This is a genomic window from Streptomyces angustmyceticus (assembly GCF_040701845.1).
Taxonomy (GTDB): domain Bacteria; phylum Actinomycetota; class Actinomycetes; order Streptomycetales; family Streptomycetaceae; genus Streptomyces; species Streptomyces angustmyceticus_A.
Genome location: NZ_JBFBHQ010000004.1, coordinates 520,241 through 540,874, shown reverse-complemented (window position 1 = coordinate 540,874; position 20,634 = coordinate 520,241). Strand labels below are relative to the sequence as shown.

Here is a 20,634-nt window from a genome sequence, read left to right as displayed (position 1 = left end):
AGGGCTGTGCGGCCGTGACCGCGCCGGGACCGGGGCGGAAACGGCGATCGCCCCGCGGAGTTCGCGCGCCTCGTCGAGCGAGCGGGGCAGGGCGTACGGAACGCCGGGAGGGCCCCTCCGGGCAACTACGCCGGGGGCACGGACCGGATCGCGGAGATGTCGAACTGCAGCCGTACCCTCTCGCTCACCATGGCGCCGCCCGCCTCCAGGCATTGGTTGTAGACCAAGCCCCAATCGGTGCGGTCGATGGTGGTGGTGGCGTCAAACCCGGCTCGCTCATAGCCGAACGGGTCCACCACCGAGCCGAGGTAGGCGAGTTGCAGCTCGACCGGCCGGGTGTTGCCACGGATGGTCAGATCCCCTGTCATGCGGAAGCTCTCTGCGCCCTCGTGGATCGTGGAGGTGCTGCGGAACACCATCTCCGGGTAGCGCTGCGCGTCGAAGAAGTCGGTGCCTATGAGGTGTGCGTCCCGCTGCTCCACGCCCGTGTCGACGCTGGCGACCCGAATGACGAGTTCGGCCCGGGACTGGGAAGGCTGGGCGCCGTCGAAATACAGCGCGCTGTCGTAATCGGTGAAAGCGCCCCGCACCGTCGTAACCATCGCATGGCGCACGGAGAATCCGATGCGGCTGTGCGGACGGTCGATGGTCCATTGCCCGGTCAGGGCACGAAGTGCGGGGTCGAGCGGGACTCCGGTGCCGTCGGCCGCCGGGGCGGACGTACGGGGGCCAACCGCCTGCGTCGGCTCGATAGTCGCGCTCTGGCGACGGCTGAAGATACCCATGCGGTCGTAGCCTCCCTCGAATCGAATTACTCCGTGCTATCACGGCACAGACACAGGTTCCCCAGTGAGATGGGCGCCCTCGTCCGGATTCCATGTCCCCGACTGCAAAGATCCACAGGATCAACACGAATATGAAAAGCCCGGTCGGAAGTCCGTGATCGGCGGGATCCACGGATGACGCGTACGCCTCCCGCCCGTTCCGCGACCACCTGCGCACGTGCGCACGTGCAGTATCCGGACGCTGATCCCCGTCCCGGCGGACCAGCAAGGTCATCGGCTGTGTCGGGGAACCAGGGGCCGGGGGGCGCCTGCCTTCGACCCGGAAATCTACGAGCAGCGCAACACCCTCGAACGAGGCCTCGACCGACTCGAGCAGTGACGCGGCATCGTCACCGCAGCAATGCGGTCCAGCTGGCTCCACGCATGATCGCCCTGTTCTGGACCGCGGGGGCTGGGGCGAGTTCGTCCGGCAACCGAGGAGGAGGGCCCTGGGTCCACCTCACCCGCGAGGCGACGGCTCCGGCCGCGCAGGGATCGAAGGCGATGACCGTGACGCCCGGGGCGGCGAGCGAGGCTGGATTCAGCAGGGCGAGGGACTCCTCGGTGACCAGCAGGCGGAAGCCTCCGTCGGCGATTTCGTCGAGCAGTCCTGTCCGTCGGCCGTCGCTCACTCGGCCCCCGCGAGCAGGACGCGACCGTCCCGCCACCGCCTCGCCATCAGGGGCTGGGAGGTGCAGGGGGGCTACGGACGCTCTCGGCGTCGTCGCGGGAGGGGGAGCGGTCCATGCGAGATCACACTCCGTCCGCCGCACGTTCCCGCTCGAAGTCGTCGTCATCGTCGGGCATGAAGCAGAACCGCTGGTGCCTGGCTGCGGTGGTCGAGCGGTCGGTGGCGGCCACGGATGTCCTCATGGCCAACCGGCACAGGCTGAGACGGCTTGCCAGAGGACGGGCCGCGTAGAGGTGAGAGGTCCTGTGTCGCGCTACTGGACGTAGCGCGACACCTCGCCCCGTAAGGATGGTCAGAACAGTTCGCGGTACTGGTTGAAGCCGGAGCCGACCTTCACCCGGGACTTGAACGGCGCCGATGCCTTGCCCGTGCCGTTGTACAGCCACAGGTCGCCCTTGGCGTCGCGGGCGAGGAGGTCGCTGTGGCCGTCGCCGACGACGTCACCCATGGCCACCAGCTTGTTGAACTGGTTCCAGCCGGCACCCACCTTCAGGCGGGAGGCGAACGGCTTCCGCAGATCGCCCGTGCCCTTGTACAGCCAGAGGACGCCCTGCTTGTCGCGGGCGACGATGTCCGGCTTGCGGTCGCCGGTCAGGTCGCCCTGGCCGGCGATCTGGGTGAACTGGTTCCAGCCGGAGCCGACCTTGACGCGCGGTGCCAGCGAGCCGTCCGCCTTGGTCGAAAAGCGCCACAGGACACCCTGCTTGTCGCGGGCCAGCAGGTCGGGGTGCTTGGCGCCGCCCAGGGTCCCGGGGGAGAAGACGACGTTGTACCGACCCCAGCCGGAGGCCACCTTCTTGAGACGCCCCTTGCGCCAGAGATTCAGCGCGCCGTCGTTCATGACGTGGTACGCACCGTCCTGGTAGCCGGTCAGATCGGGGTCGATCGACACCCCGAACCTGAAGTGCGGCCAGGCGAAGGCGCCCGACCGTTCGTCGAAGCCGCCCTTCCCGTCGGGCATGTAGACGTACATCTGGCCCGACGGCAGGATCCCGGAGAGGAGGAAGAACGGCGCGGCCGGGGTGGGCTTGTGCCGCCCGGCCGCGGCGGCGCTCCGGGCGACGTTCTTCACCGGACCGGTCGCCGCGGGAGCGGCGGCCAGAGCGGCATCGGCGGTGGCACCGACCAGGACGACGGCAATCGCCGTGGTGACGAGACGCGACAGGGCGCGGGCCCGCCGGGAGGACTGGGTCACGTATGACTCCATGAGGTATGCGGAATCAGGCGGTGCGCTCCGCATAGGCGTGGGGAGCGCTCGCATCATTGTCCGGATCTTTGCACATCTGTCCCAGTGGTTTTTGCGGTGGGCCGTGGAATGCTGAATTCCGCCCGGGCAACGCAAAAGGACGGCAACCCCGTGGGGAATAGCCGCCCTTGGTGATGACTCGGGCCGGATCTCAGAAAGCCGCACCAGCCCCTCATCCCCTAGGGCGGCGAGTTTCGTGGTGCCCGGGCATCCGCATCCCCCGGAGCGCGGCCCGCGCGACGGAGCCCGAAGCGACACGAGTGCCCCAGCCCCCTGCTCAGCACGGCGCCCAAAACCCCGCCTGCCACCAACCCGTCGGCGCTCTCCCACTCACCACCCCGCCCACGCCCTCCCCCGCTGGGCCTCGGCGCTCCCCTCAGCCGTCCTTCCAGAGGATGACGCCGGAGCCGATGTGGCACTGCGGTACCGTCCGGCGTTGAGTCCCTGTGGGGGAGGACGGCGCCGACTTGTGCATTCGAGGATGGGCAGGTCGATCCACCGTCCCGATGCCCGGAGTCCCCATGTTCTGCACGGCAGTTGTTCCGGATCCCCCGGGTGTCCTGCGGGCCGTCGTGGCATGACGGGTCCGCGATGCGAACCGCCCCCGCGAAGCCCTCGCTTCGTGGCCGACCTGTACACGCCCTCGCACCTAGGTGCGCTGACCACAATTCACCACGGCCACCCCCCTGTTGCGGGGACCCGAAGCTCATTGCTGAGCAGCCACGGCCCACCGGCATTTCCGCCTGAGCACACTCCCCTGCCCCGAACCCTGCCGTCACGACCCGTTCCCTTGCCCTCGAAGGGCGTTTGACCTACCCGACCGCTCCGCACCCCTCAGGAATTCCCTTTCTTCATGAATGACATCACTGCTCCTCCCCGTGCCCGGACTCAGCCTGCGGCCGGAGGGTGGACCTTCTTGGTCGAATCGATACGGAACCATCGCACGGTGGGTTCCATCGCCCCCAGCAGCAAGTCGCTGGCCAGCCTGTTGGCCGCCCCGTTGCTGGAACGAGCGTCGCAGCGTTCGAACGTCCTGGAAGTGGGCGCGGGTACCGGCTCGGTCACCCGAGTCCTGCTCCCCCTGGTGCCTGGTGGAGGCCGACTGGACATCGTAGAAGCCAACCCTCACTTTGCCGCACATCTGCGTCACCTGGTGCGCAGCCACCCGAACATGCGGGAAACACCGGAGCAGGTGCGCGTCCACAACCTCTTCGTCGAGGAGCTCGCCACCGACTGCCGCTATGACGTGATCGTCTCCGGCCTGCCGTTCTCCAACTTCCCTCCCCAGCAGGTCGAGGAAATCATGGGGCGCTACCTGGACCTGCTCCGCCCCGGGGGCACCCTCACCTACTTTTCCTATTGCGGCAGTCGCTGGGTACGCGCCTTACTGACTTCCCGCCCGGAGGCCCGCCGTCAACGCGACGTCAAAGGCCTACTGAACCGGTACCACCACCACTACGCGATCGGCCGTTGGACCGTGTGGGGAAATCTCCCACCGGCAGAGGTGTGGCAACTGCGTCGGCCGATCGATGCTGTCGCCTCTGCGGCGTGCTGACCGTCCAGCCGGAGAGGCCGCAATGAACGCCCTCACCAGTCTGCTCGGCCAGATTCCCCCCGCTCCCGCCTACACGGTGCTGGCCGCGGCCATCGTGGCGGAATCCATATTGCTGGTGGGGGCCGTCGTCCCCACGCTCGCTCTCATGCTCACCGCGGGAGCCCTGGCCCGTACGGGCAGCATGAACCTGCTGTGGGTCATCGCGGTCGCCGCCGGTGCCGTCATGGTGGGCGACGCGCTTGGCCACCGAACCGGCCACCTACTGGGCAGGCGCCTGCGAACCGGAAAGGTCGGCCGCCGCATTCCTGCCGCCGCCTGGCAACGGGCCGAAACCCTTATGGAAAAGCGTGCCGGCCAGACCCTCCTGCTCTTCCGATTTGTCCCTGTCATGCGGACCCTTGCCCCACACATGGCGGGGGTCACCGGCCTGCCCTACCGCCGCATCGCCCCCTACAGCGCCCTGGCCTCGGTTGCGTGGGCGAGCGTCGAAAGCGGCGCGGGCTACACGGCAGCCCTCTCCGTCCAGCACATCTCCGCGATCGGGGGCTCGTAGCCGGCCGGAGTCGCGGTGTCGACCGTCCGATATGGACCGCGCGCCATGTGCCGGACACATAGTGGTGTGTGCGACAGGTCCACGAGCCACACCGGCTCTACGTGATAGTGGAGTGCCCTATGGAATTCATGGAAGAACCGCCCATGTCCCTCTCCGCTCCGGACGAACTGATGGCGGAGTACCTCGACTTCTACCGCGACACGGTGCTGCGCAAGCTCGACGGTCTGTCCGACGAGGAGTTGCGTCGCAGTCGGGTTCCCTCGGGGTGGGCACCGCTGGAGATGCTCAAGCATCTGGCTCATGTCGAGATGCGGTGGCTCCAGTGGGGCTTTTCCGGCGAGACGGTAAGAGAGCCCTGGGGTGATATGGAATGCCGCGGCGGCAAGTGGCGGGTGGGCCCGGAGGAGACCTCCGAAGAGGTCAGAGCATTCTTCAGGGAGCAGTGCGACCGCTCCCGGGCCATCGTTGCCGGAGCATCCTGGGAGGACCGTGCCGCCACCCTCGGTGGAAAAGTGCTGCCGGGGGAGGAACGGCCCGCGCTGGGCTGGATCCTGTTCCATCTGCTCCAGGAGTACGCGCGGCACGCCGGCCACCTCGACATCGCCCGCGAACTCGCTGACGGCAGCATCGGCGAATAGGCACGCAGAGTCTCCCGCCCGTCCGGCCATCGCCCTACGAGAGCGCCCGGTGAGCCCCTCACCGGCACGGTCGTCCGGGACCGGACCGGACCGACGGCGGCGTCCGCCTCGATGTGCTCGACCCCGGGCCTCTGGTCGGGCTGGATCTGGCCGGTCCTGGCCGGGCTCGTCGGCCTCGTGACGCTCGACGCGATCCGGGCGGTGCGGGTGTGGACGCGTGCACTGGCGGTCTGGAGCGCCTGCGCCGAGGCGGTCTTCGCACTGCCGCTGGCATGGGTCCTGCATCGGCAGGAGTCCTTCAACCCGGCCTTCGTGTACGACATCACGGCGGCCGGCAGACCCCGGATTCCTTCTCCACGGTGAGGGTGACGGGGGTCCTCGTGGTGGGCGCGGGCAAGGTCGTGGGGCGGTCCGCGGGGTGCGCGGCTGAGTCCGCTTTCCGCGGGACTTCGCAGAGCCGGGCAGGAAGGCCCGGTCGTCGCCGCTGGCGTTGCCTCACCGCCAACGGCAGGTCCCTGTCGAGGAACAGGACGGCCCTCGACAGGGACGGGGGGCTGCGTGTGAGCCGGCGCCGTGTTGGTGTGCTCGTCCGGCTCGGTGAGGTGTGCCGAGCCGGAGGTGCCGGCCGGTCGGGGTCAGTCGTTCCAGTGGTCCAGCACCCGCTGTTGGACTTCCTTCGGGAAGATGAACCGGAAGGAGCTGCGGGGTTCGCGGCCCTCCTCGGCGGAGGGGAGCAGGGCGTCGTAGGTGACCTTCGGCCCGTTCGAGGTGTGCCGTTCCTCAGGCGTGTACACGGCGAGCAGGGGCAGCACCGTGCCCTCGCGTACGATCCGCCGGCCGGTGGGGTGCACCCGGGTGGCGAGCGCCCACATCAGTTCGCCGGTGTCGGAGGCGTCCACGTCGTCGTCGAGGACGAAGATGCGGGGTATCAGGGGTTCGAAGCGCTGGGTGGCGATGACGTCGGTGATCCGCTGGGTGAGGTCTGCGGTGGAGAGGCCGGGAAGCGTGTCGCGCCAGTCGGTGGCGACGCTGACCACCAGGAGGTGCGAGGCACCGGCGAAGGGTTCCCAGGCGGAGGTGATGGGCAGGCCCGCCGCACGCAGCGCGGTCAGGACCTCGGCGGCCAGGGTGAGGCCGGTGGCCGTGTGGTACTCGTCGACGGGTTCGCCTTCGACCACGGTCGGCCAGATGGGGTTGTCGCGGTGGGTGATGGCCTCGATGGTGTAGACGGGCTGCAGCGAGGTCTCGCTCGGGCGGTAGCCCGCGAACTCGCCCATCGGGCCCTCGACGCCGGTGCGTGCCACGGACAGGTGCCCCTCGATGACGATCTCGGCGCTCGCCGGCACCTGAAGGTCCACGGTCTCGCACGGGACCAGTTCCAGTGGCTCGCCGAGCAGGGCCCCGAGGTAGCCGGCCTCTTCCACGCCGTCCGGCAGGGGCATCCCGGAGATGAAGGGCAGGGCGGGCTCACCGCCCTGGACCAGGGCGAACGGCATCGGCTCGCCGCGGTCGGCCCACTGCTGCCACACCTGGGCGAGGTGCTGGGGGTGCAGCACCAGGCCGGTCATGTGGGTGTCGTCGACCCTCATGATCCGGGCGATGGACCAGTTGGTGAACGACCCGTCCGGAGTGCGGGCGACGATGGTGCCCCAGGTGTTGACGTACGGGCCGCCGTCGCCGTCGTGCAGCAACGGGGTCGGGAACCGCGCCAGGGAGGCATCCTCGCCGAGCAGGATGTTCTGCTTGCAAGGTGCGCTGTCGACCAGCATGGGCGGGAGCGGCTCACGCGTGCGGGCCTCGGCGAGGACGTCGACGATCTCGCGGGCGCTCGCGGTGGAGTCGAGCCCGAGGGAGAGCGCGATGCGGGCGAGTGGACGGCCGGGAGCGGAACTCAGGGCGCCGGGAGCGCCCAGCAGCCGGAAACCGGGTGCCGTGCCCTTGATGTGGGTGAACAGGGGCGCGGGGGCGACGGTTTCGTAGGAGCGGCGGATGATCGCGCCGACCTCCAGGTCGGGATCGACGAGCCGGTCGACGGTGCGCAGGTCGCCGAGGGCGTCGAGGGCGGCGAGGTAGGCGCGCAGGTCCTTGATACGGGCCATGGGGGTTCCTTTCTTTCCGCGCCGTCGAGGCGCTGAGGGGGCGCCACGACGGGGGCTTGCGTGGCTCAGCCCACCGCCCGGTCGGGGGCCGCGCTGTCGGGCTGGGTGAGGGGCCGGGCGTGACGGGTACGGGCGGTGGCGGGGCCCTCCCAGCGGACCGCCCGGCGGCTGTCCAGGCCGAACTGGTCCAGCACGCGCGCGACGATGTGATCGACCACGTCGTCCACGCTCGCGGGCCGGTGGTAGAAGGCCGGCACGGGCGGGAGCAGGCTGACGCCCATCCTGGACAGGGCGAGCATGTTCTCCAGGTGGATGGTCGACAGCGGGGTCTCCCGCACCACCAGGACCAGCCGCCGTTGCTCCTTGAGGTGGACGTCCGCCGCACGGCTGACGAGGTCGCTGCCGTAGCCGGCCCGGATCGCGGCGAGGGTCTTCGCGCTGCAGGGCACGACGACCATGCCGTCGGTGCGGAACGAACCGCTGGAGATCGACGCCGCCTGGTCCTCCGGCCCGTGCACGACATCGGCGAGGCGGGTCACTTCGCGCGCCGTCCAGTCGGTCTCCAGCTCGATGGTGGCGCGGGCCCAGCGACTCATCACGAGGTGGGTCTCCACGTCGGGCTGCTGCTGGAGTTCCTGGAGCAACCGGATGCCCAGGATCGCGCCCGTGGCACCCGTCATCCCCACGACCAGTCGCCGCACGATCCCCACCCTTCATTCGTACACGAATCATTCGTACACGAAGATACACAGTAGGCTGGCAGAATCAAGGCCCGCGCTTGCCACACGAAACCCGGAGGCCGTCATCGCCACGCCGCAGACACCCCCCTACCTCGCGGGCTCTCCTCTGCACCTGCTGCGTCGCGCCCTGCAGAGCTACTCCGCGAAGTGGCAGGAAGCCGTCGGGGACGTCACGCCGCCGCAGTACGCCGTGCTGCTGACCGTCCACGAGTGCCCGGGCATCGACCAGTCCCGGCTCGGCGAAATGACCGGGATCGACCTGGCCACCCTGGCTCCCCTCGTCCACCGCCTGGAACTCCGGGGCCTGCTCGCCCGCGAGGTCGACCCCGCGAACCGCCGACGCAAACTCCTGACGCTCACCGGCGACGGCAACGCCACACTGGACCGGATCCGTCCCCTCGGCGAAGCGGTCGACGCAGCCGTCGTCGGCGGTCTGCCGGATGCACATCGCGCCGTGCTGATGGAGTCCTTGCGGTGGATCAGCGGTGCCGGACAGAGTTCGGCCTGAACGGCCGGGACGTTCCGCCGCATCGCCTCGCCCGGCCTCGCCCCTCCTCGCCCTGCTTCATCTCGCAGCGTCGGCACCACCTGCCCTGCCGGCACCACCTGCCCTGCCGATACCACCTGCCCTGCCGGCTCCACCGGCCCCGCGAAGCGACCACTGAACGCAAAAGCGGCCCGGTTCTTTGGTCTCGCAGGCCGAGGCCGGCAGGCGGGCGCCGCGGTTGGCTGAGCACATGGGCGGCTTCGGTCACCCGCGGTCCGGTCGGGCCGGGTGCTGCTTTGTGGTGCCTTCGTGCGCTCGGTCCGGCCGGACTCGTCCGGAACGGAATCTGTGAGGCATATGTGAACGTGGACGAGATCATCGGCGGCTGGCGTCTGGTGGACTGCTCGGTCGAGCGGGCGGGAAAGGAGTCCCGGCCGCTGGGTGACCGGCCCGGCGGGGTGCTGCTGTATGCCCGGGACGGCTGGATGAGCGCACTGCTGACGAGCGACCCGGCGGTCGTCGGCCGGGCCGCGGCGCAGCCGGAAGCCCTCAGCGAGGCGGGGGTGTCCGGCGGGACCGTGGCGTATGCCGGGCGCTGGGAGCGTATGCCGGACGGTTCGGTGCGGCATCACGTTCTCGCGAGCCACTACGGGCCGTGGGTGGGCGTCACCCTGGAACGCACCGTCCACAGCGAGCCGGACGCGTTGGTGCTGACGGCCGCCACGGACGACGGCGCTCGTCAGCACCTGCGGTGGCGCAGGGTGCGGGGCTGACTCCGCAGACGCCGGGGGCCGTTCCTCGCGCACCCACCGCCGCTGAGCCCGCGGCACGTGGCTTTCCGTTTCTTCCCCTTCCCCCCTTCCCTCTTCCTCCTGGAGGTGGTGCGCCATGCGCACAGCAAATCTCGGCAATCGTCTGGTACTTGTCCACGAGGAGGGGGTGGTCGACGTCGAGAAGGCCAGTGACGGTCGCTTCCCGTCCGACCCGCAGGCCGTATTCGACCGCTGGGAGGAGTTCACCGCCTGGGCGCGGACACCCGCCGCGCAGGACGCCGAGCGGATGCCGCTGGAGGAACGCCGGCTCGGCGCCCCCGTACCGCGTCCGCGCCAGGTGTTCGCGGTCGCGCTGAACTACGCGGACCACATCGAGGAGTCCGCCCTCGACACCCCTGCTCGGCCGGCTGTCTTCACCAAGTACCCGACCTCGCTGGCCGGTCCGTACGACACGGTGGAGCTGCCCAGTGCGATGGTGGACTGGGAGGTCGAGCTGGTCGCGGTCATCGGGACCCGTGCCCACCGGGTGCGTGCGGCGGACGCCTGGCAGCATGTCGCCGGTCTCACCCTGGGGCAGGATCTCTCGGAGCGTCGCATCCAACTGCAGCGCCCGGCACCGCAGTTCGCGCTCGGCAAGTCGTTCCCCGGGTTCAGTCCGACCGGGCCGGTCATGGTCACGCCCGACGAGTTCGCCGACCCCGATGACCTGGCGCTCGGCTGTGCCGTCGACGGCGCGACGATGCAGGAGTCGCGTACCGGCCGGATGGTCTTCCCGCTCGCGGAGCAGATCGCGTGGCTCTCCGCCGTCTGCCCGCTGCTGCCCGGTGACCTGGTCTTCACCGGTACCCCCGCCGGTGTGGGCGGCGCCCGTACTCCGCGCCGGTTCCTGGCTCCCGGGGAGGAGCTGCACAGTTGGATCGACGGCATCGGCGCCCTCCGCAACCGGCTGGTCGCCGGCCCGGGTTACCCCGACGGCCCCGGCGTCTGACCTCCGGCCTTCCCGTCCCCTGCTTCGAAGGAGCCGTCATGCCCTTGCACCGTCTCGCCCGGATCACCATGGGCGTGCCCCACGTGGACGCCACCCACGACTACTACGCCGACTTCGGACTCACCGCCCTGGGCCGCGGGCGCTTCGCCTCGGCCGACGGGGGTGAGCAGTTGAAGATCGTGCACGCCGCCCGCCGTCGGCTGGACGAACTGGTCGTCGCGGCCGATGATGCCGACGACCTCGGGCGGATCGGCGCTGCCCTGGACCGCCTGGAGATGCCGTACGTCCGCGCCGGGCACCGCCTGCGCGCGGTCGATCCCGGCACGGACGTGACCGTCACCGTCGAGGTCCGGCCCCGTCTCGTGCAGCCGGCCGCCGCGCCCGTGCCGTACAACGGGCCCGGCCGTGCGGAGCGGCCCGACGGACGGGCCCCGGCGGTCCTGCGCGAGGACGCCGTCCGGCCGCGCCGCCTGGGGCATGTGGTGCTGGGGTCGACCGACCAGGCGGCCTCACAGCGGTTCTTCACCGACGGCCTCGGCTTCAAGGTCAGCGACCTGGTCCCGGGCGCCGCCTTCCTGCGGTGCTCGACCGACCACCACAACGTCCTGGTGCAGCAGGCCCCGCTCCCCTTCCTGCACCACTCCTCCTGGCAGGTCGACGACGTCGACGAGGTCGGGCGCGGCGCGACGCGCATGCTGGAGGGCCACCCCGAACGCCATGTCTGGGGCCTGGGCCGCCACCACGTCGGCTCGAACTTCTTCTGGTACCTCAAGGACCCGGCCGGCACCTTCTCCGAGTACTTCGCCGACATGGACTGCATCGTCGACGACCAACTGTGGACGCCCCGGGTGTGGGAGGACGCCCGCTCCCTCTACAGCTGGGGCCCGCCGGTCCCGCCCTCCTTCCTAGAACCCGAGGATCTCGCCGCGCTGATGACCGGCGCCCATGACGCGAGCTGACGACCCGTACGGCAGGAGGACACCCACCATGAACGAGAACCACACGGACTGCGCAGCGGGTGGCGGGGCGGACCCGGCCGACGGCTCCGCCCCGGCGGACGGCCCCGTCCCGGTTGCCGGCTCCGGCCCGGTTACCGGCTCCGGCCCTCTTGCGGGCGCTGCCGGGTCGGACGGCGATGGCACCTACGACGTGCTGGTCGTCGGTGCCGGGCCCGTCGGGCTCACCACTGCGATACAGCTCGGGGCCCGGGGGTGGCGGGTCGGACTCGTCGAGCGCTGGCCGCGGCCCTATCCGCTGCCGCGGGCGGTGGTCTTCGACCACGAGGTCGCCCGCATCCTGGCCGCGCTGGGCCTGGCGGACGAACTACCCGCGTTCAGCGAGCCGGCCGCGGACTACGAATGGCGCAACGCCGACGGCGAGACGCTGCTGCGGCTGGCGTTCGAGGACACCGGAGCCTCCGGCTGGCCCGCGATGAACCTCTTCACCCAGCCGCAGTTGGAGGGCGCCCTGGAGGCGCAGGCCCACCGCACCGCGGGAGTCGACGTGCTGCGCGGCTGGGAGGCCGCGGACCTGGCCGAGGACGCGGCCGGGGTCTCGCTGACCGTCGCCGAGAGCGCCGGGGACGAGCCGGTGCTCCGCGGCGGTGTCCGCAGGCGCCGCACACTGCGCGCGCAGTACGTCGTCGGCTGCGACGGCGCCAACAGCTTCGTCCGCTCCCGGATGACGACCACGCTGACCGACCGCGGCTTCCAGCACGACTGGCTGGTGCTGGACGTCCTCCCGCACGAGGCGGACCGCGTCTTCGCACCGCGCAACCTCCAGCTCTGCGATCCCCGCCGCCCCACCACCGCCGTCTCCGGCGGTCCGGGCCGGCGCCGCTGGGAGTTCATGCTGCTGCCCGGCGAATCGGCCGCGGAGTTCGGCAGCGCGGAGAACGCCTGGCGGCTGCTGGCCGGCTGGGACCTGCACCCGGGCAACGCCACCCTGGAGAGGCACACCGTCTACACCTTCCGCGCCCGCTGGGCCGAGAGCTGGCGCGAGGGCCGTCTGCTCCTGGCCGGTGACGCCGCGCACCAGATGCCGCCGTTCGCCGGCCAGGGCATGTGCTCGGGCATCCGCGACGCCGCCAATCTCACCTGGAAACTGGACCTCGTACTGCGCGGCGAAGCCGGCGCGACCCTGCTGGACTCCTACACCACGGAACGCTCCCAGCACCTGCGTCACGCCATCGAGCTCTCCGTCTTCCTGGGCGGCATCATCTGCGAACCCGACCCCGCGGCCGCCACCCTGCGCGACGCGCGGATGCGCGCCGACCGGCGGGCGGGTCGCGACCCACTGGCGGACATGCCCCCGCAGAGCCTCACCGGAGGGCTGTTGCGGCAGGCGGCGGACGGGACCCCCAGGGCCCCGGCGGGACAGCTCGGCTGCCAGGGCCGGGTGCGCTTCCGCGGCCGCACCGGGCTCTTCGACCAGACCGTCGGCACCGGCTTCGCCCTGCTCGCCACCGAGGACCCACGGGCCGTTCTCGACGACGACACCCTCGGCTGGTGCGAGCGGCTCGGCATCCGCCTTCTGCGGGTCACCGGCGACCCCACGGCGAACGGGCCGGCCGATGTCGTCGACCTCGACGGCACCTACCGCTCCCACCTGGAGCGCTGCGGCCAAAAGGCCCTGCTGCTGCGTCCGGACCACTACGTCTTCGGCGGTGCGCCCTGCACAGCGGAGGCGGCCGGCCTGGTCGCGGCGTTGCGGCAGGAGCTCGTGGCATCCCAGGAGCGCGTGGCACCCGCTGCGGTGTCGCCCGGCTGGTGAGGCTGCCCCCTTCCGCTCGTTCCTCCCTCCCGTCCGCACCGGGAGGGAGGGCCGGCCCGGCCGAGAGCCGGCCCCGGCGGAGAGCCGCTCCCCGGCGGACGGCAGGGACCGTTGACAGGGGTGGGGGGTGATAGGGGTGGGTCGGGTGAGCCGGAAGCGGCGCGGCCATCGACCCCGGCACCATGGATAACGAAAGGAGGCGCTCATGACACGGCAGTGGCTCCGGCAGCTCAAGCCGGACCGGGACCACCCGCACCACGAGCCGGCGCTGTCCCCGGCCGCCGTGACCGCCATGACCGCCGTCCTCGGCCCCGGCCCCGTCCGGTGGGCAGTACAGACCGCCGACACCATGGCCGCGGAGGTCCTGGAACAGGTTCCCGAACACGGCGGCGGCCCCGCGCCCCTGGCCACCCTGCGTCGCTCCACCGAGTCGACGGTCCTGGCGGCCCTGCGGCTACTGCTCACCGAGGCCGGCGGCGAGGGAGGCGCGCTGCCCGACGAAGCCCTGGAGGGCTGCCGCGAGTTCGCACGCCGGGGCGTCGGACTCGACCGGGTCCTGCGCGGAGTGCGGCTCGGCCACGCCAGGCTCACCCAGGAACTGACCTCGGCCGTCGAGCAGTACGTACCGGCCGGCGAACGCCTCACCGAGCTGCGCCGGATCACCGAGGAACTCTTCACCCACGCCGACACCCACGCCAGCCTGATGGCCGAGTCCTACATCGCCGAACGCGACCGGTGGCGCGGCAGCGACGAAGCGGCCCGCCGCCGGACGATCGACGACCTGCTGGCCGCCCGCCCGGTGGAACCGGAGGCCGCGACCCGGCGGCTGCGCTACGACGTCACCCGCACGCACCTGGCCGCCGTGCTGTGGTGCGACGACACCGAAGACCCGCTGCCCGCCGCGGAGCGGCTGCAGCACACGGCGACCGCGCTGGCCCGCACGATCGGCACCGGCCGGCCCCTCATGATCCCCGCCACCGGGACCCTCGCCTGGCTGTGGCTGCACGCCCCCGACGACCTCACCGGCCTCCCCGACCGCGCACGGTCCGGGACCGGCCGCTCCCCGGGGGTGCACGTCGCCCTCGGCCCACCCGCCCACGGCACGTCAGGCATGCGCCGCAGCCACTACGGGGCACGCGAGGCGCAACGCGTCGCCCGGCTCGCTCCCGGCGACTGGCTGACCGACTACCGCGAAGCCCGCCTGGTGGCCCTGGCCACCGCCGACCCCGAACACGCCCGCTGGTTCGTACACGACCTCCTCGGCCCCCTGGCCTCCGACGGCGCCCGGCTACGGGAGCTGCGCAACACCCTGCGGGTGTACCTCGCAGAAGGACGCAGCCTGCGGGCCGCCGCCGGTGCTCTGCACGTGGCCCGCAACACCGTCACCTACCGCGTCAAACGCGCCGAGGAGCTCCTGCCCACAGCCACCACCACAGGCAGCACCCTGGAACTGCGTCTCGCCCTGGAGATCGCCCGCGCCCTGCTCGGGTGAGGACCCCGGCGGTGCGGGGCGCCCGGCGGCGGCCCCGGCGGTAGGCGCCCCGGATCGCTACGTCCACGGCGCGGGGCAACGGCGCTCGGCATCTTCGCGGCGCCCTCAAGGCTGCCCGGACGTCTGCGGATCGGCCAGTGGGAACGGGTGACCCGCCTGCGGCCTGCCGCAGGGAGGGGCACAGCGGCCTGCCGTAGGGAGGACGGCAGGGAGGCCGGCAGGCGGTCACAGCACACGACCACAGATAGAAAACAACCCTTTTGCCCATAATCCTCGCCGAGTATCACGCAATGCCGGATATTCGCATGGATGGGCGAGTGGACCTGTGCCCCCTTCACGCGGTCGGTCCATGGCGTGCTGTGTCGCGGCGGGGCAGGCACAGCCACGCGCCACGAGGTGCACGCCACCCGGCCCCCGCCGCGGCCCTGGCGGTGGAAGCGGGCACGAAGGACGGGGAGCACATGGTTGACCTGGTGTCGGGGCGCATGGTGCGGGGACAGGATCCCGTCGGCGAGCGCGCCGACGGCCCTCCCGCCGTGTTCGGCGGGCGCCCGGCTCCCGTCCCGCGGACGCTCATGGACGTCCTGGACGCCACCGTTCTGGCCCACCCGCACGAGCCGGCCCTGGACGACGGACGGGCCACGCTGAGCTATCGGGAACTCGCGGGTGAGGTCGATGCGCTGCGGCGCGGGCTGGCGGCGGCCGGGATCGGGGTGGGCGACCGGGTGGGGGTGCGGTTGCCGTCCGGCACCAATGACCTCTACGTCTGCATCCTGGCGGTGCTCGCGGCGGGTGCGGCGTATGTACCGGTGGACGCCGAGGACCCGGACGAGCGGGCGGACCTGGTGTTCGGTCAGGCGGCGGTGAGCGCCGTTCTGGAGGCCGGACAGCGGCTCGCCCTGACGGGCAACGGCGCCACCGGCGCTCCGTGCCGCCCGGGCCCCGCGGACGACGCCTGGATCATCTTCACTTCCGGTTCCACCGGCAGGCCCAAGGGCGTCGCCGTCACCCACCGCAACGCGGCGGCCTTCGTCGATGCCGAGGCGGCGCTCTTCCTCCAGGAGGAGCCGATCGGCCCGGGCGACCGGGTGTTGGCGGGTCTCTCGGTGGCCTTCGACGCCTCGTGCGAGGAGATGTGGCTCGCCTGGCGGCACGGCGCCTGTCTGGTGCCCGTGCCGCGTTCCCGGGTGCGTGACGGCGCCGGCCTCGGCCCGTGGCTCGCCGAGCAGGACATCACGGTCGTGTCCACGGTCCCCACGCTCGCCGCGCTGTGGCCGGCCGAGGCCCTCAACGAGGTGCGGCTGCTGGTCTTCGGTGGCGAGCCGTGTCCGCCCGAATTGGTGGAGCGGCTGGTCACCGAGGGGCGGGAGGTCTGGAACACCTACGGTCCGACCGAGGCGACGGTGGTCACCTGTGCCGCGCTGCTGACCGGCGAGGGACCGGTCCGGATCGGCCTGCCGCTGGACGGCTGGGAGCTGGCCGTGGTGGACGGGGCCGGTGCGCCGGTCGCCATGGGCGGCAGCGGCCAACTGGTCATCGGCGGCGCCGGGCTGGCGCGTTACCTGGACCGCGACAACGACGCGGAGAAATACGGACCGCTGGAGTCGCTCGGCTGGCCCCGGGCCTACCGCACCGGTGACCTCGTACGGGCCGAGCCGGACGGGCTGGTCTTCCTGGGGCGCGACGACGAGCAGATCAAGCTCGGCGGGCGGCGGATCGAGCTCGGCGAGGTGGACGCGGCGCTCCAGGCGCTGCCGGGCGTGAGCGGCGCCGCGGCCGCCGTCCGGACGGCACGCGGCGGCAATCCCCTGCTGGTCGGCTATGTGGTGACCCAGGACGGCTGGGACCGGACGAAGTCCGTCGAGCGGCTGCGCGCCCAGTTGCCCGCCGCCCTGGTGCCGTTGCTCGCCCCCGTCGACGCCTTGCCGACCCGCACCTCCGGCAAGGTGGACCGGGCCGCGCTGCCCTGGCCGCTGCCGCGGACGGCAGGCCCCGGCCCCGGCACCCCGGGACCGGACGACCAGCTCACCGGCACCGAGGCGTGGCTGGCCGAGCAGTGGTACGAGATCCTCGGTGTGCCGGTCACCGGCGCCCGGGACGACTTCTTCGCGATCGGCGGCGGCAGCCTCGCCGCCGCCCAGCTCGCCACCCTGCTCCGCGTCCGCTACCCGGCCGCCGCCGTCCGCGACATCTACCGGCAACCCACCCTGCGCAAGCTGGCCCGGCTGCTGGAGCGTTCCACGCGGGACGAGCACGACGGCACCCGCCGGGTGACGCCCGTCCCGGCCCGAGCCGGCCTCGTGCAACTGCTGCTGCTCCTGCCACTCTTCACCCTGGCCGGGCTGCGCTGGACGCTCGGGCTGCTGGCCCTGGGCAATGTCCTGGCGTGGTGCGGCAGCTACCCCTGGGCACCGACGGCCTCTTGGTGGTGGGTGGCGGCCGGCGGTCTGCTGCTCTTCAGCCCGCCGGGCAGGCTGGCGACGGCGGCCGGTGGGGCGCGGCTGCTGCTGCGGGGGCTGCGGCCGGGCAGCTACCCCCGCGGCGGAAACGTGCATCTGCGGCTGTGGACCGCGGAGCGGCTCGCCGAGCTGAGCGGGGTCGGCTGCCTGTCCGGGGCCTGGCTGGTCCGATACGGCCGTGCGCTGGGCGCCCGTATCGGCCCGGACGTCGATCTGCACGCCCTGCCGCCGGTCACCGGGATGCTCAAGCTGGGCCGCGGGTGTGCCGTCGAGCCGGAGGTGGACCTGTCCGGCTACTGGCTGGACGGGGACCGGCTGGTGGTCGGTGCGGTGAAGGTCGGCTCCGGCGCGGTGGTCGGCGTCCGCAGCACGCTCTTCCCCGGCGCCCGCGTGGGCAAGCGGGCCCAGGTCGCCCCCGGTTCCGTCGTCACCACCCGGGTGCCGACCGGCCAGAGCTGGGGCGGTGCGCCCGCCGTCAAGCTGGGCAGGGCCGAACGGCGCTGGCCCAAGCGGCGTGCCCCGCGCCGGGCCCGCTGGGCGGCGCTCTACGGAGTGAGCGGCCCGGGACTCGGGCTGCTGCGGCTGCCGGCGGTGTTGCCGGCACTGGCGGTGGCGGGCTGCTTCGTCCACGCCGGGGACGGCCTCGGCGACGCCGTACGCGGGGCACTGGTCGCGCTGATGCCCGCCACCCTGGCCTTCGGGCTGACCTACGCCGCGCTGCTGATCGTCGCCGTCCGGTTGCTGGGCCGTGGTCTGCGCCCCGGCTGGTATCCGCTGCACGGCCGGATCGGCTGGCAGGCCTGGACCGTCAGCCAGCTCATGGACCTGGCCCGGGACACGCTCTTCCCGCTCTATGCCGGCCTCGTCACCCCCGTCTGGCTGCGCATGCTGGGCATGAGGGTCGGCAGGCGGGCCGAGATCTCCACGGTGCTGGCGCTGCCGGGTCTCACCACCGTGCGCGACGGGGCCTTTCTGGCCGATGACACCCTGGTCGCCCCGTACGAACTGGGCGGCGGTTGGCTGCGGATCGGCGAGGCCGAGATCGGCGAGCGGGCCTTCCTCGGCAACTCCGGCATGATCGCGCCCGGGCGGGCCGTCCCGGCGCGAGGGCTGGTGGGGGTGCTGTCAGCGGCTCCGAAGAAGGCGAAGAAGGACGGTTCGTACCTCGGCATGCCGCCCATGCGCCTGCCGCGCTCGGCCGGCACCGCGGACCCTCGCCAGACCTACGATCCGCCTGCCCGGCTGGTCTGGGCCCGGGGACTGGTCGAAGGGTGCCGGCTGCTGCCGGTGCTGCTCTCCGCTGCCCTCGGCCTGCTGACGGTGGCCGCGCTGGCCGGCCTGGCCGCACACAGCTCGCCGGCGGTGGCGGCGCTGCTGGCCGGCCCGGTGCTGCTGGCCGCGGGGATCGTCGCCTGCGGGGTGTCCCTCGCCGCCAAATGGCTGCTGGTGGGCCGGTTCAGCCCCTCGGAGCACCCGCTCTGGAGCGGCTTCGTCTGGCGTACGGAGCTGGCCGACACGTTCGTCGAGGTGCTGGCCGTGCCGTGGCTGATCGGTGCGGTTCCGGGCACGCCGCTGATGAGCCTCTGGCTGCGGGCCCAGGGAGCCACCGTCGGCCGGGGGGTGTGGTGTGAAACGTACTGGCTGCCGGAAGCCGACCTGGTCGCCCTGGAAAACGGGGTGAGCGTCAACCGGGGCTGTGTGCTGCAGACCCACCTCTTTCACGACCGCATCATCCGGATGAACACCGTGGTGCTCCGCGAGGGCGCCACACTCGGCCCCGGCGGCATCGTGCTGCCCGGCAGCACCCTCGGGGCGCGCAGCACCCTCGGGCCGGCGTCGTTGGCCATGGGCGCGGAAACCGTCCCGGACGACACCCGGTGGCTGGGCAACCCGATCGCGGCCTGGCGAGAATGAGGCACGCGACGATGCGCCACCGGCCCGCTGGCGCCAGGAGGGAGGGAGACCGGTGAACCCCCGGCAGGCTTCCGCTCCCGGCCCCGATCCGTACTTCCCGGATCACGGGGATCCCCGCTACCGGGTTCACCACTACGCGCTCGACCTCGACTACCGGCCCGTGTCCAACCGGCTCAGCGGCTCGGCCCGGCTCAGCGCGCAGGCAGGCCCCGCGCCACTGGAGGACATCGCACTCGACCTGGCCGCGTTCAGGATCCAGCGGGTGCTGCTGGACGGCCGGCCCGTGCGCCACACCCACCGGGCGGGCAAGCTGCGGATCCGCCCCGCGAAGGCGCTCGCCCCGGGCACCGCCTTCACCGTCGAGGTGCGCTACACCGGCAACCCCGAGCCGGTGCGCAGCCCGTGGGGCGGCCTGGGCTGGGAGGAGCTGACCGACGGCGCGCTGGTGGCCAGCCAGCCGGTCGGCGCGCCGTCCTGGTACCCCTGCAACGACCGGCCGGCCGACAAGGCCGCGTACCGGCTGGCGATCACCACACCGTCCCCGTACACCGCGGTCGCCGGCGGCCGACTGCTCACCCGCACCACCCGGGCCAGCAGCACCACCTGGGTGTACGAGCAGCCCGCCCCCACCTCCACCTACCTGGTGACCGTCTCCCTCGGCAAGTACACGGCCGTGCCGCTCACCGACCCGGACCCGGCGGACGCACGGCATTCGCCGGTGCCGCAGACCGCCTACCTGCCCGCACGGCTGCTAGCCGAGTTCACCGAGGACTTCGCCCGGCAGACCTGCATGATGCAGTTCTTCGAGGAGGTCTTCGGGCCGTACCCCTTCGGGGAGTACACGGTCGTGATCGCCGACGAGGAGCTGGAGGTCCCGGTGGAGGCCCAGGGCATGGCCACCTTCGGCACCAACCACCTCGACGGCGCCCGCACCTGGGAACGTCTGATCGCCCATGAACTGGCCCACCAGTGGTTCGGCAACAGCGTCTCGGTCGCCGACTGGCAGCACATCTGGCTCAACGAGGGCTTCGCCAAGTACGCCGAGTGGCTGTGGTCGGAACACACCGGAGGCCGAACGGCGGCCGCCCACGCCGCCGCCGCGCACCACCTGCTGGCCGACCTCCCACAGGACCTGCTGCCGGCCGACCCGGGCCAACAGCTGATGTTCGACGACCGCCTCTACGAGCGGGGCGGACTGACGGTCCATGCACTGCGCTGCGCCCTCGGCGACCACGCCTTCTTCCCCATGCTCAGGGACTGGGCCACCCTCCACCGCCACGGCACCGTGAACACCACCGACTTCACCGCACACGCCCAGCACTACGCGACGGCTCCCCTGGACGAACTCTTCGACGCATGGCTGCGAAAGCCTTCCTTGCCTCCGCTGCCCGGCCGCAACTGAG

At 71.9% G+C, this 20,634-nt stretch carries 18 protein-coding genes; 12 read left to right on the top strand and 6 right to left on the bottom strand.

All coding sequences use genetic code 11. The features are described 5' to 3' along the window. Nucleotides 1–125: 125 nt before the first annotated feature. The 4 genes from AB0411_RS13105 to AB0411_RS13090 all read right to left on the bottom strand — a co-directional run bounded on the left by AB0411_RS13105 (nucleotide 126) and on the right by AB0411_RS13090 (nucleotide 2,710). A complete protein-coding gene (locus AB0411_RS13105) occupies nucleotides 126–785 on the bottom strand; it encodes a YceI family protein (protein WP_366417348.1) in 660 nt (219 codons plus the stop codon). Between the two features lie 389 nt (nucleotides 786–1,174). Continuing rightward, the gene (locus AB0411_RS13100) at nucleotides 1,175–1,456 is read right to left on the bottom strand and encodes a hypothetical protein (protein ID WP_366417347.1); all 282 of its coding nucleotides are present in this window, start codon (nucleotides 1,454–1,456) and stop codon (nucleotides 1,175–1,177) included. 121 nt (nucleotides 1,457–1,577) lie between these two features. Then, entirely contained in the window at nucleotides 1,578–1,703 is a 126-nt protein-coding gene (locus AB0411_RS13095; RefSeq protein WP_366417346.1) for a hypothetical protein, read from the bottom strand. 104 nt (nucleotides 1,704–1,807) lie between these two features. Next, complete coding sequence (locus AB0411_RS13090) at nucleotides 1,808–2,710, bottom strand: FG-GAP repeat domain-containing protein (RefSeq protein WP_366417345.1); 903 nt, start codon at nucleotides 2,708–2,710, stop codon at nucleotides 1,808–1,810. Between the two features lie 997 nt (nucleotides 2,711–3,707). Here AB0411_RS13090 and AB0411_RS13085 point away from each other — a divergent pair. The 4 genes from AB0411_RS13085 (at nucleotide 3,708) to AB0411_RS13070 (ending at nucleotide 5,870) form a co-directional block, all read left to right on the top strand. Further along, nucleotides 3,708–4,316 (top strand): class I SAM-dependent methyltransferase, encoded by a 609-nt coding sequence (locus AB0411_RS13085; RefSeq protein ID WP_366417344.1) that lies wholly within the window; start codon nucleotides 3,708–3,710, stop codon nucleotides 4,314–4,316. A 22-nt stretch (nucleotides 4,317–4,338) separates the two neighbouring features. Next, a complete protein-coding gene (locus AB0411_RS13080) occupies nucleotides 4,339–4,869 on the top strand; it encodes a DedA family protein (protein ID WP_366417343.1) in 531 nt (176 codons plus the stop codon). 119 nt (nucleotides 4,870–4,988) lie between these two features. Continuing rightward, entirely contained in the window at nucleotides 4,989–5,507 is a 519-nt protein-coding gene (locus AB0411_RS13075; protein WP_366417342.1) for a DinB family protein, read from the top strand. Between the two features lie 111 nt (nucleotides 5,508–5,618). After that, nucleotides 5,619–5,870: a hypothetical protein gene (locus AB0411_RS13070; protein WP_366417341.1), complete on the top strand. Its 252-nt coding sequence runs from the start codon at nucleotides 5,619–5,621 to the stop codon at nucleotides 5,868–5,870. Between the two features lie 272 nt (nucleotides 5,871–6,142). Here AB0411_RS13070 and AB0411_RS13065 read toward each other — a convergent pair whose 3' ends face one another. Both AB0411_RS13065 and AB0411_RS13060 read right to left on the bottom strand, forming a co-directional pair. Next, complete coding sequence (locus AB0411_RS13065) at nucleotides 6,143–7,606, bottom strand: UbiD family decarboxylase (RefSeq protein WP_366417340.1); 1,464 nt, start codon at nucleotides 7,604–7,606, stop codon at nucleotides 6,143–6,145. A gap of 65 nt (nucleotides 7,607–7,671) precedes the next feature. Further along, complete coding sequence (locus AB0411_RS13060) at nucleotides 7,672–8,286, bottom strand: UbiX family flavin prenyltransferase (protein WP_366417339.1); 615 nt, start codon at nucleotides 8,284–8,286, stop codon at nucleotides 7,672–7,674. Between AB0411_RS13060 and AB0411_RS13055 the strand changes: the two genes are divergently transcribed. The 8 genes from AB0411_RS13055 (at nucleotide 8,273) to AB0411_RS13020 (ending at nucleotide 20,633) form a co-directional block, all read left to right on the top strand. Beyond that, nucleotides 8,273–8,854 (top strand): MarR family winged helix-turn-helix transcriptional regulator, encoded by a 582-nt coding sequence (locus AB0411_RS13055; protein WP_366417338.1) that lies wholly within the window; start codon nucleotides 8,273–8,275, stop codon nucleotides 8,852–8,854. The genes AB0411_RS13060 and AB0411_RS13055 overlap by 14 nt on opposite strands. 338 nt (nucleotides 8,855–9,192) lie before the next feature. Then, nucleotides 9,193–9,606: a lipocalin-like domain-containing protein gene (locus AB0411_RS13050; protein ID WP_366417337.1), complete on the top strand. Its 414-nt coding sequence runs from the start codon at nucleotides 9,193–9,195 to the stop codon at nucleotides 9,604–9,606. Between the two features lie 115 nt (nucleotides 9,607–9,721). Continuing rightward, nucleotides 9,722–10,594 carry a fumarylacetoacetate hydrolase family protein gene (locus AB0411_RS13045; RefSeq protein ID WP_366417336.1) on the top strand — a complete coding sequence of 291 codons (873 nt, stop codon included), beginning with the start codon at nucleotides 9,722–9,724 and terminating at the stop codon, nucleotides 10,592–10,594. A gap of 38 nt (nucleotides 10,595–10,632) precedes the next feature. Further along, a complete protein-coding gene (locus AB0411_RS13040; RefSeq protein ID WP_366417335.1) occupies nucleotides 10,633–11,553 on the top strand; it encodes a VOC family protein in 921 nt (306 codons plus the stop codon). A gap of 28 nt (nucleotides 11,554–11,581) precedes the next feature. After that, a complete protein-coding gene (locus AB0411_RS13035) occupies nucleotides 11,582–13,366 on the top strand; it encodes a bifunctional 3-(3-hydroxy-phenyl)propionate/3-hydroxycinnamic acid hydroxylase (RefSeq protein WP_366417334.1) in 1,785 nt (594 codons plus the stop codon). Nucleotides 13,367–13,571: 205 nt separating this feature from the next. Then, nucleotides 13,572–14,858, top strand: a complete 1,287-nt coding sequence (locus AB0411_RS13030) for a PucR family transcriptional regulator (RefSeq protein WP_366417333.1) — start codon at nucleotides 13,572–13,574, stop codon at nucleotides 14,856–14,858. A 485-nt stretch (nucleotides 14,859–15,343) separates the two neighbouring features. Continuing rightward, nucleotides 15,344–19,231 (top strand): Pls/PosA family non-ribosomal peptide synthetase, encoded by a 3,888-nt coding sequence (locus tag AB0411_RS13025; RefSeq protein WP_437041917.1) that lies wholly within the window; start codon nucleotides 15,344–15,346, stop codon nucleotides 19,229–19,231. Nucleotides 19,232–19,283: 52 nt separating this feature from the next. Continuing rightward, nucleotides 19,284–20,633, top strand: a complete 1,350-nt coding sequence (locus AB0411_RS13020; protein WP_366417331.1) for a M1 family metallopeptidase — start codon at nucleotides 19,284–19,286, stop codon at nucleotides 20,631–20,633. Nucleotide 20,634: the final 1 nt, after the last annotated feature.

Coding starts and splice junctions, on each gene's coding strand:
- AB0411_RS13105 (WP_366417348.1), bottom strand. CDS start 785: ATGGGTATCTTCAGCCGTCGCCAGAGCGCGACTATCGAGCCGACGCAG.
- AB0411_RS13080 (WP_366417343.1), top strand. CDS start 4,339: ATGAACGCCCTCACCAGTCTGCTCGGCCAGATTCCCCCCGCTCCCGCC.
- AB0411_RS13075 (WP_366417342.1), top strand. CDS start 4,989: ATGGAATTCATGGAAGAACCGCCCATGTCCCTCTCCGCTCCGGACGAA.
- AB0411_RS13070 (WP_366417341.1), top strand. CDS start 5,619: ATGTGCTCGACCCCGGGCCTCTGGTCGGGCTGGATCTGGCCGGTCCTG.
- AB0411_RS13065 (WP_366417340.1), bottom strand. CDS start 7,606: ATGGCCCGTATCAAGGACCTGCGCGCCTACCTCGCCGCCCTCGACGCC.
- AB0411_RS13060 (WP_366417339.1), bottom strand. CDS start 8,286: ATGACGGGTGCCACGGGCGCGATCCTGGGCATCCGGTTGCTCCAGGAA.
- AB0411_RS13045 (WP_366417336.1), top strand. CDS start 9,722: ATGCGCACAGCAAATCTCGGCAATCGTCTGGTACTTGTCCACGAGGAG.
- AB0411_RS13040 (WP_366417335.1), top strand. CDS start 10,633: ATGCCCTTGCACCGTCTCGCCCGGATCACCATGGGCGTGCCCCACGTG.
- AB0411_RS13035 (WP_366417334.1), top strand. CDS start 11,582: ATGAACGAGAACCACACGGACTGCGCAGCGGGTGGCGGGGCGGACCCG.
- AB0411_RS13030 (WP_366417333.1), top strand. CDS start 13,572: ATGACACGGCAGTGGCTCCGGCAGCTCAAGCCGGACCGGGACCACCCG.
- AB0411_RS13025 (WP_437041917.1), top strand. CDS start 15,344: ATGGTGCGGGGACAGGATCCCGTCGGCGAGCGCGCCGACGGCCCTCCC.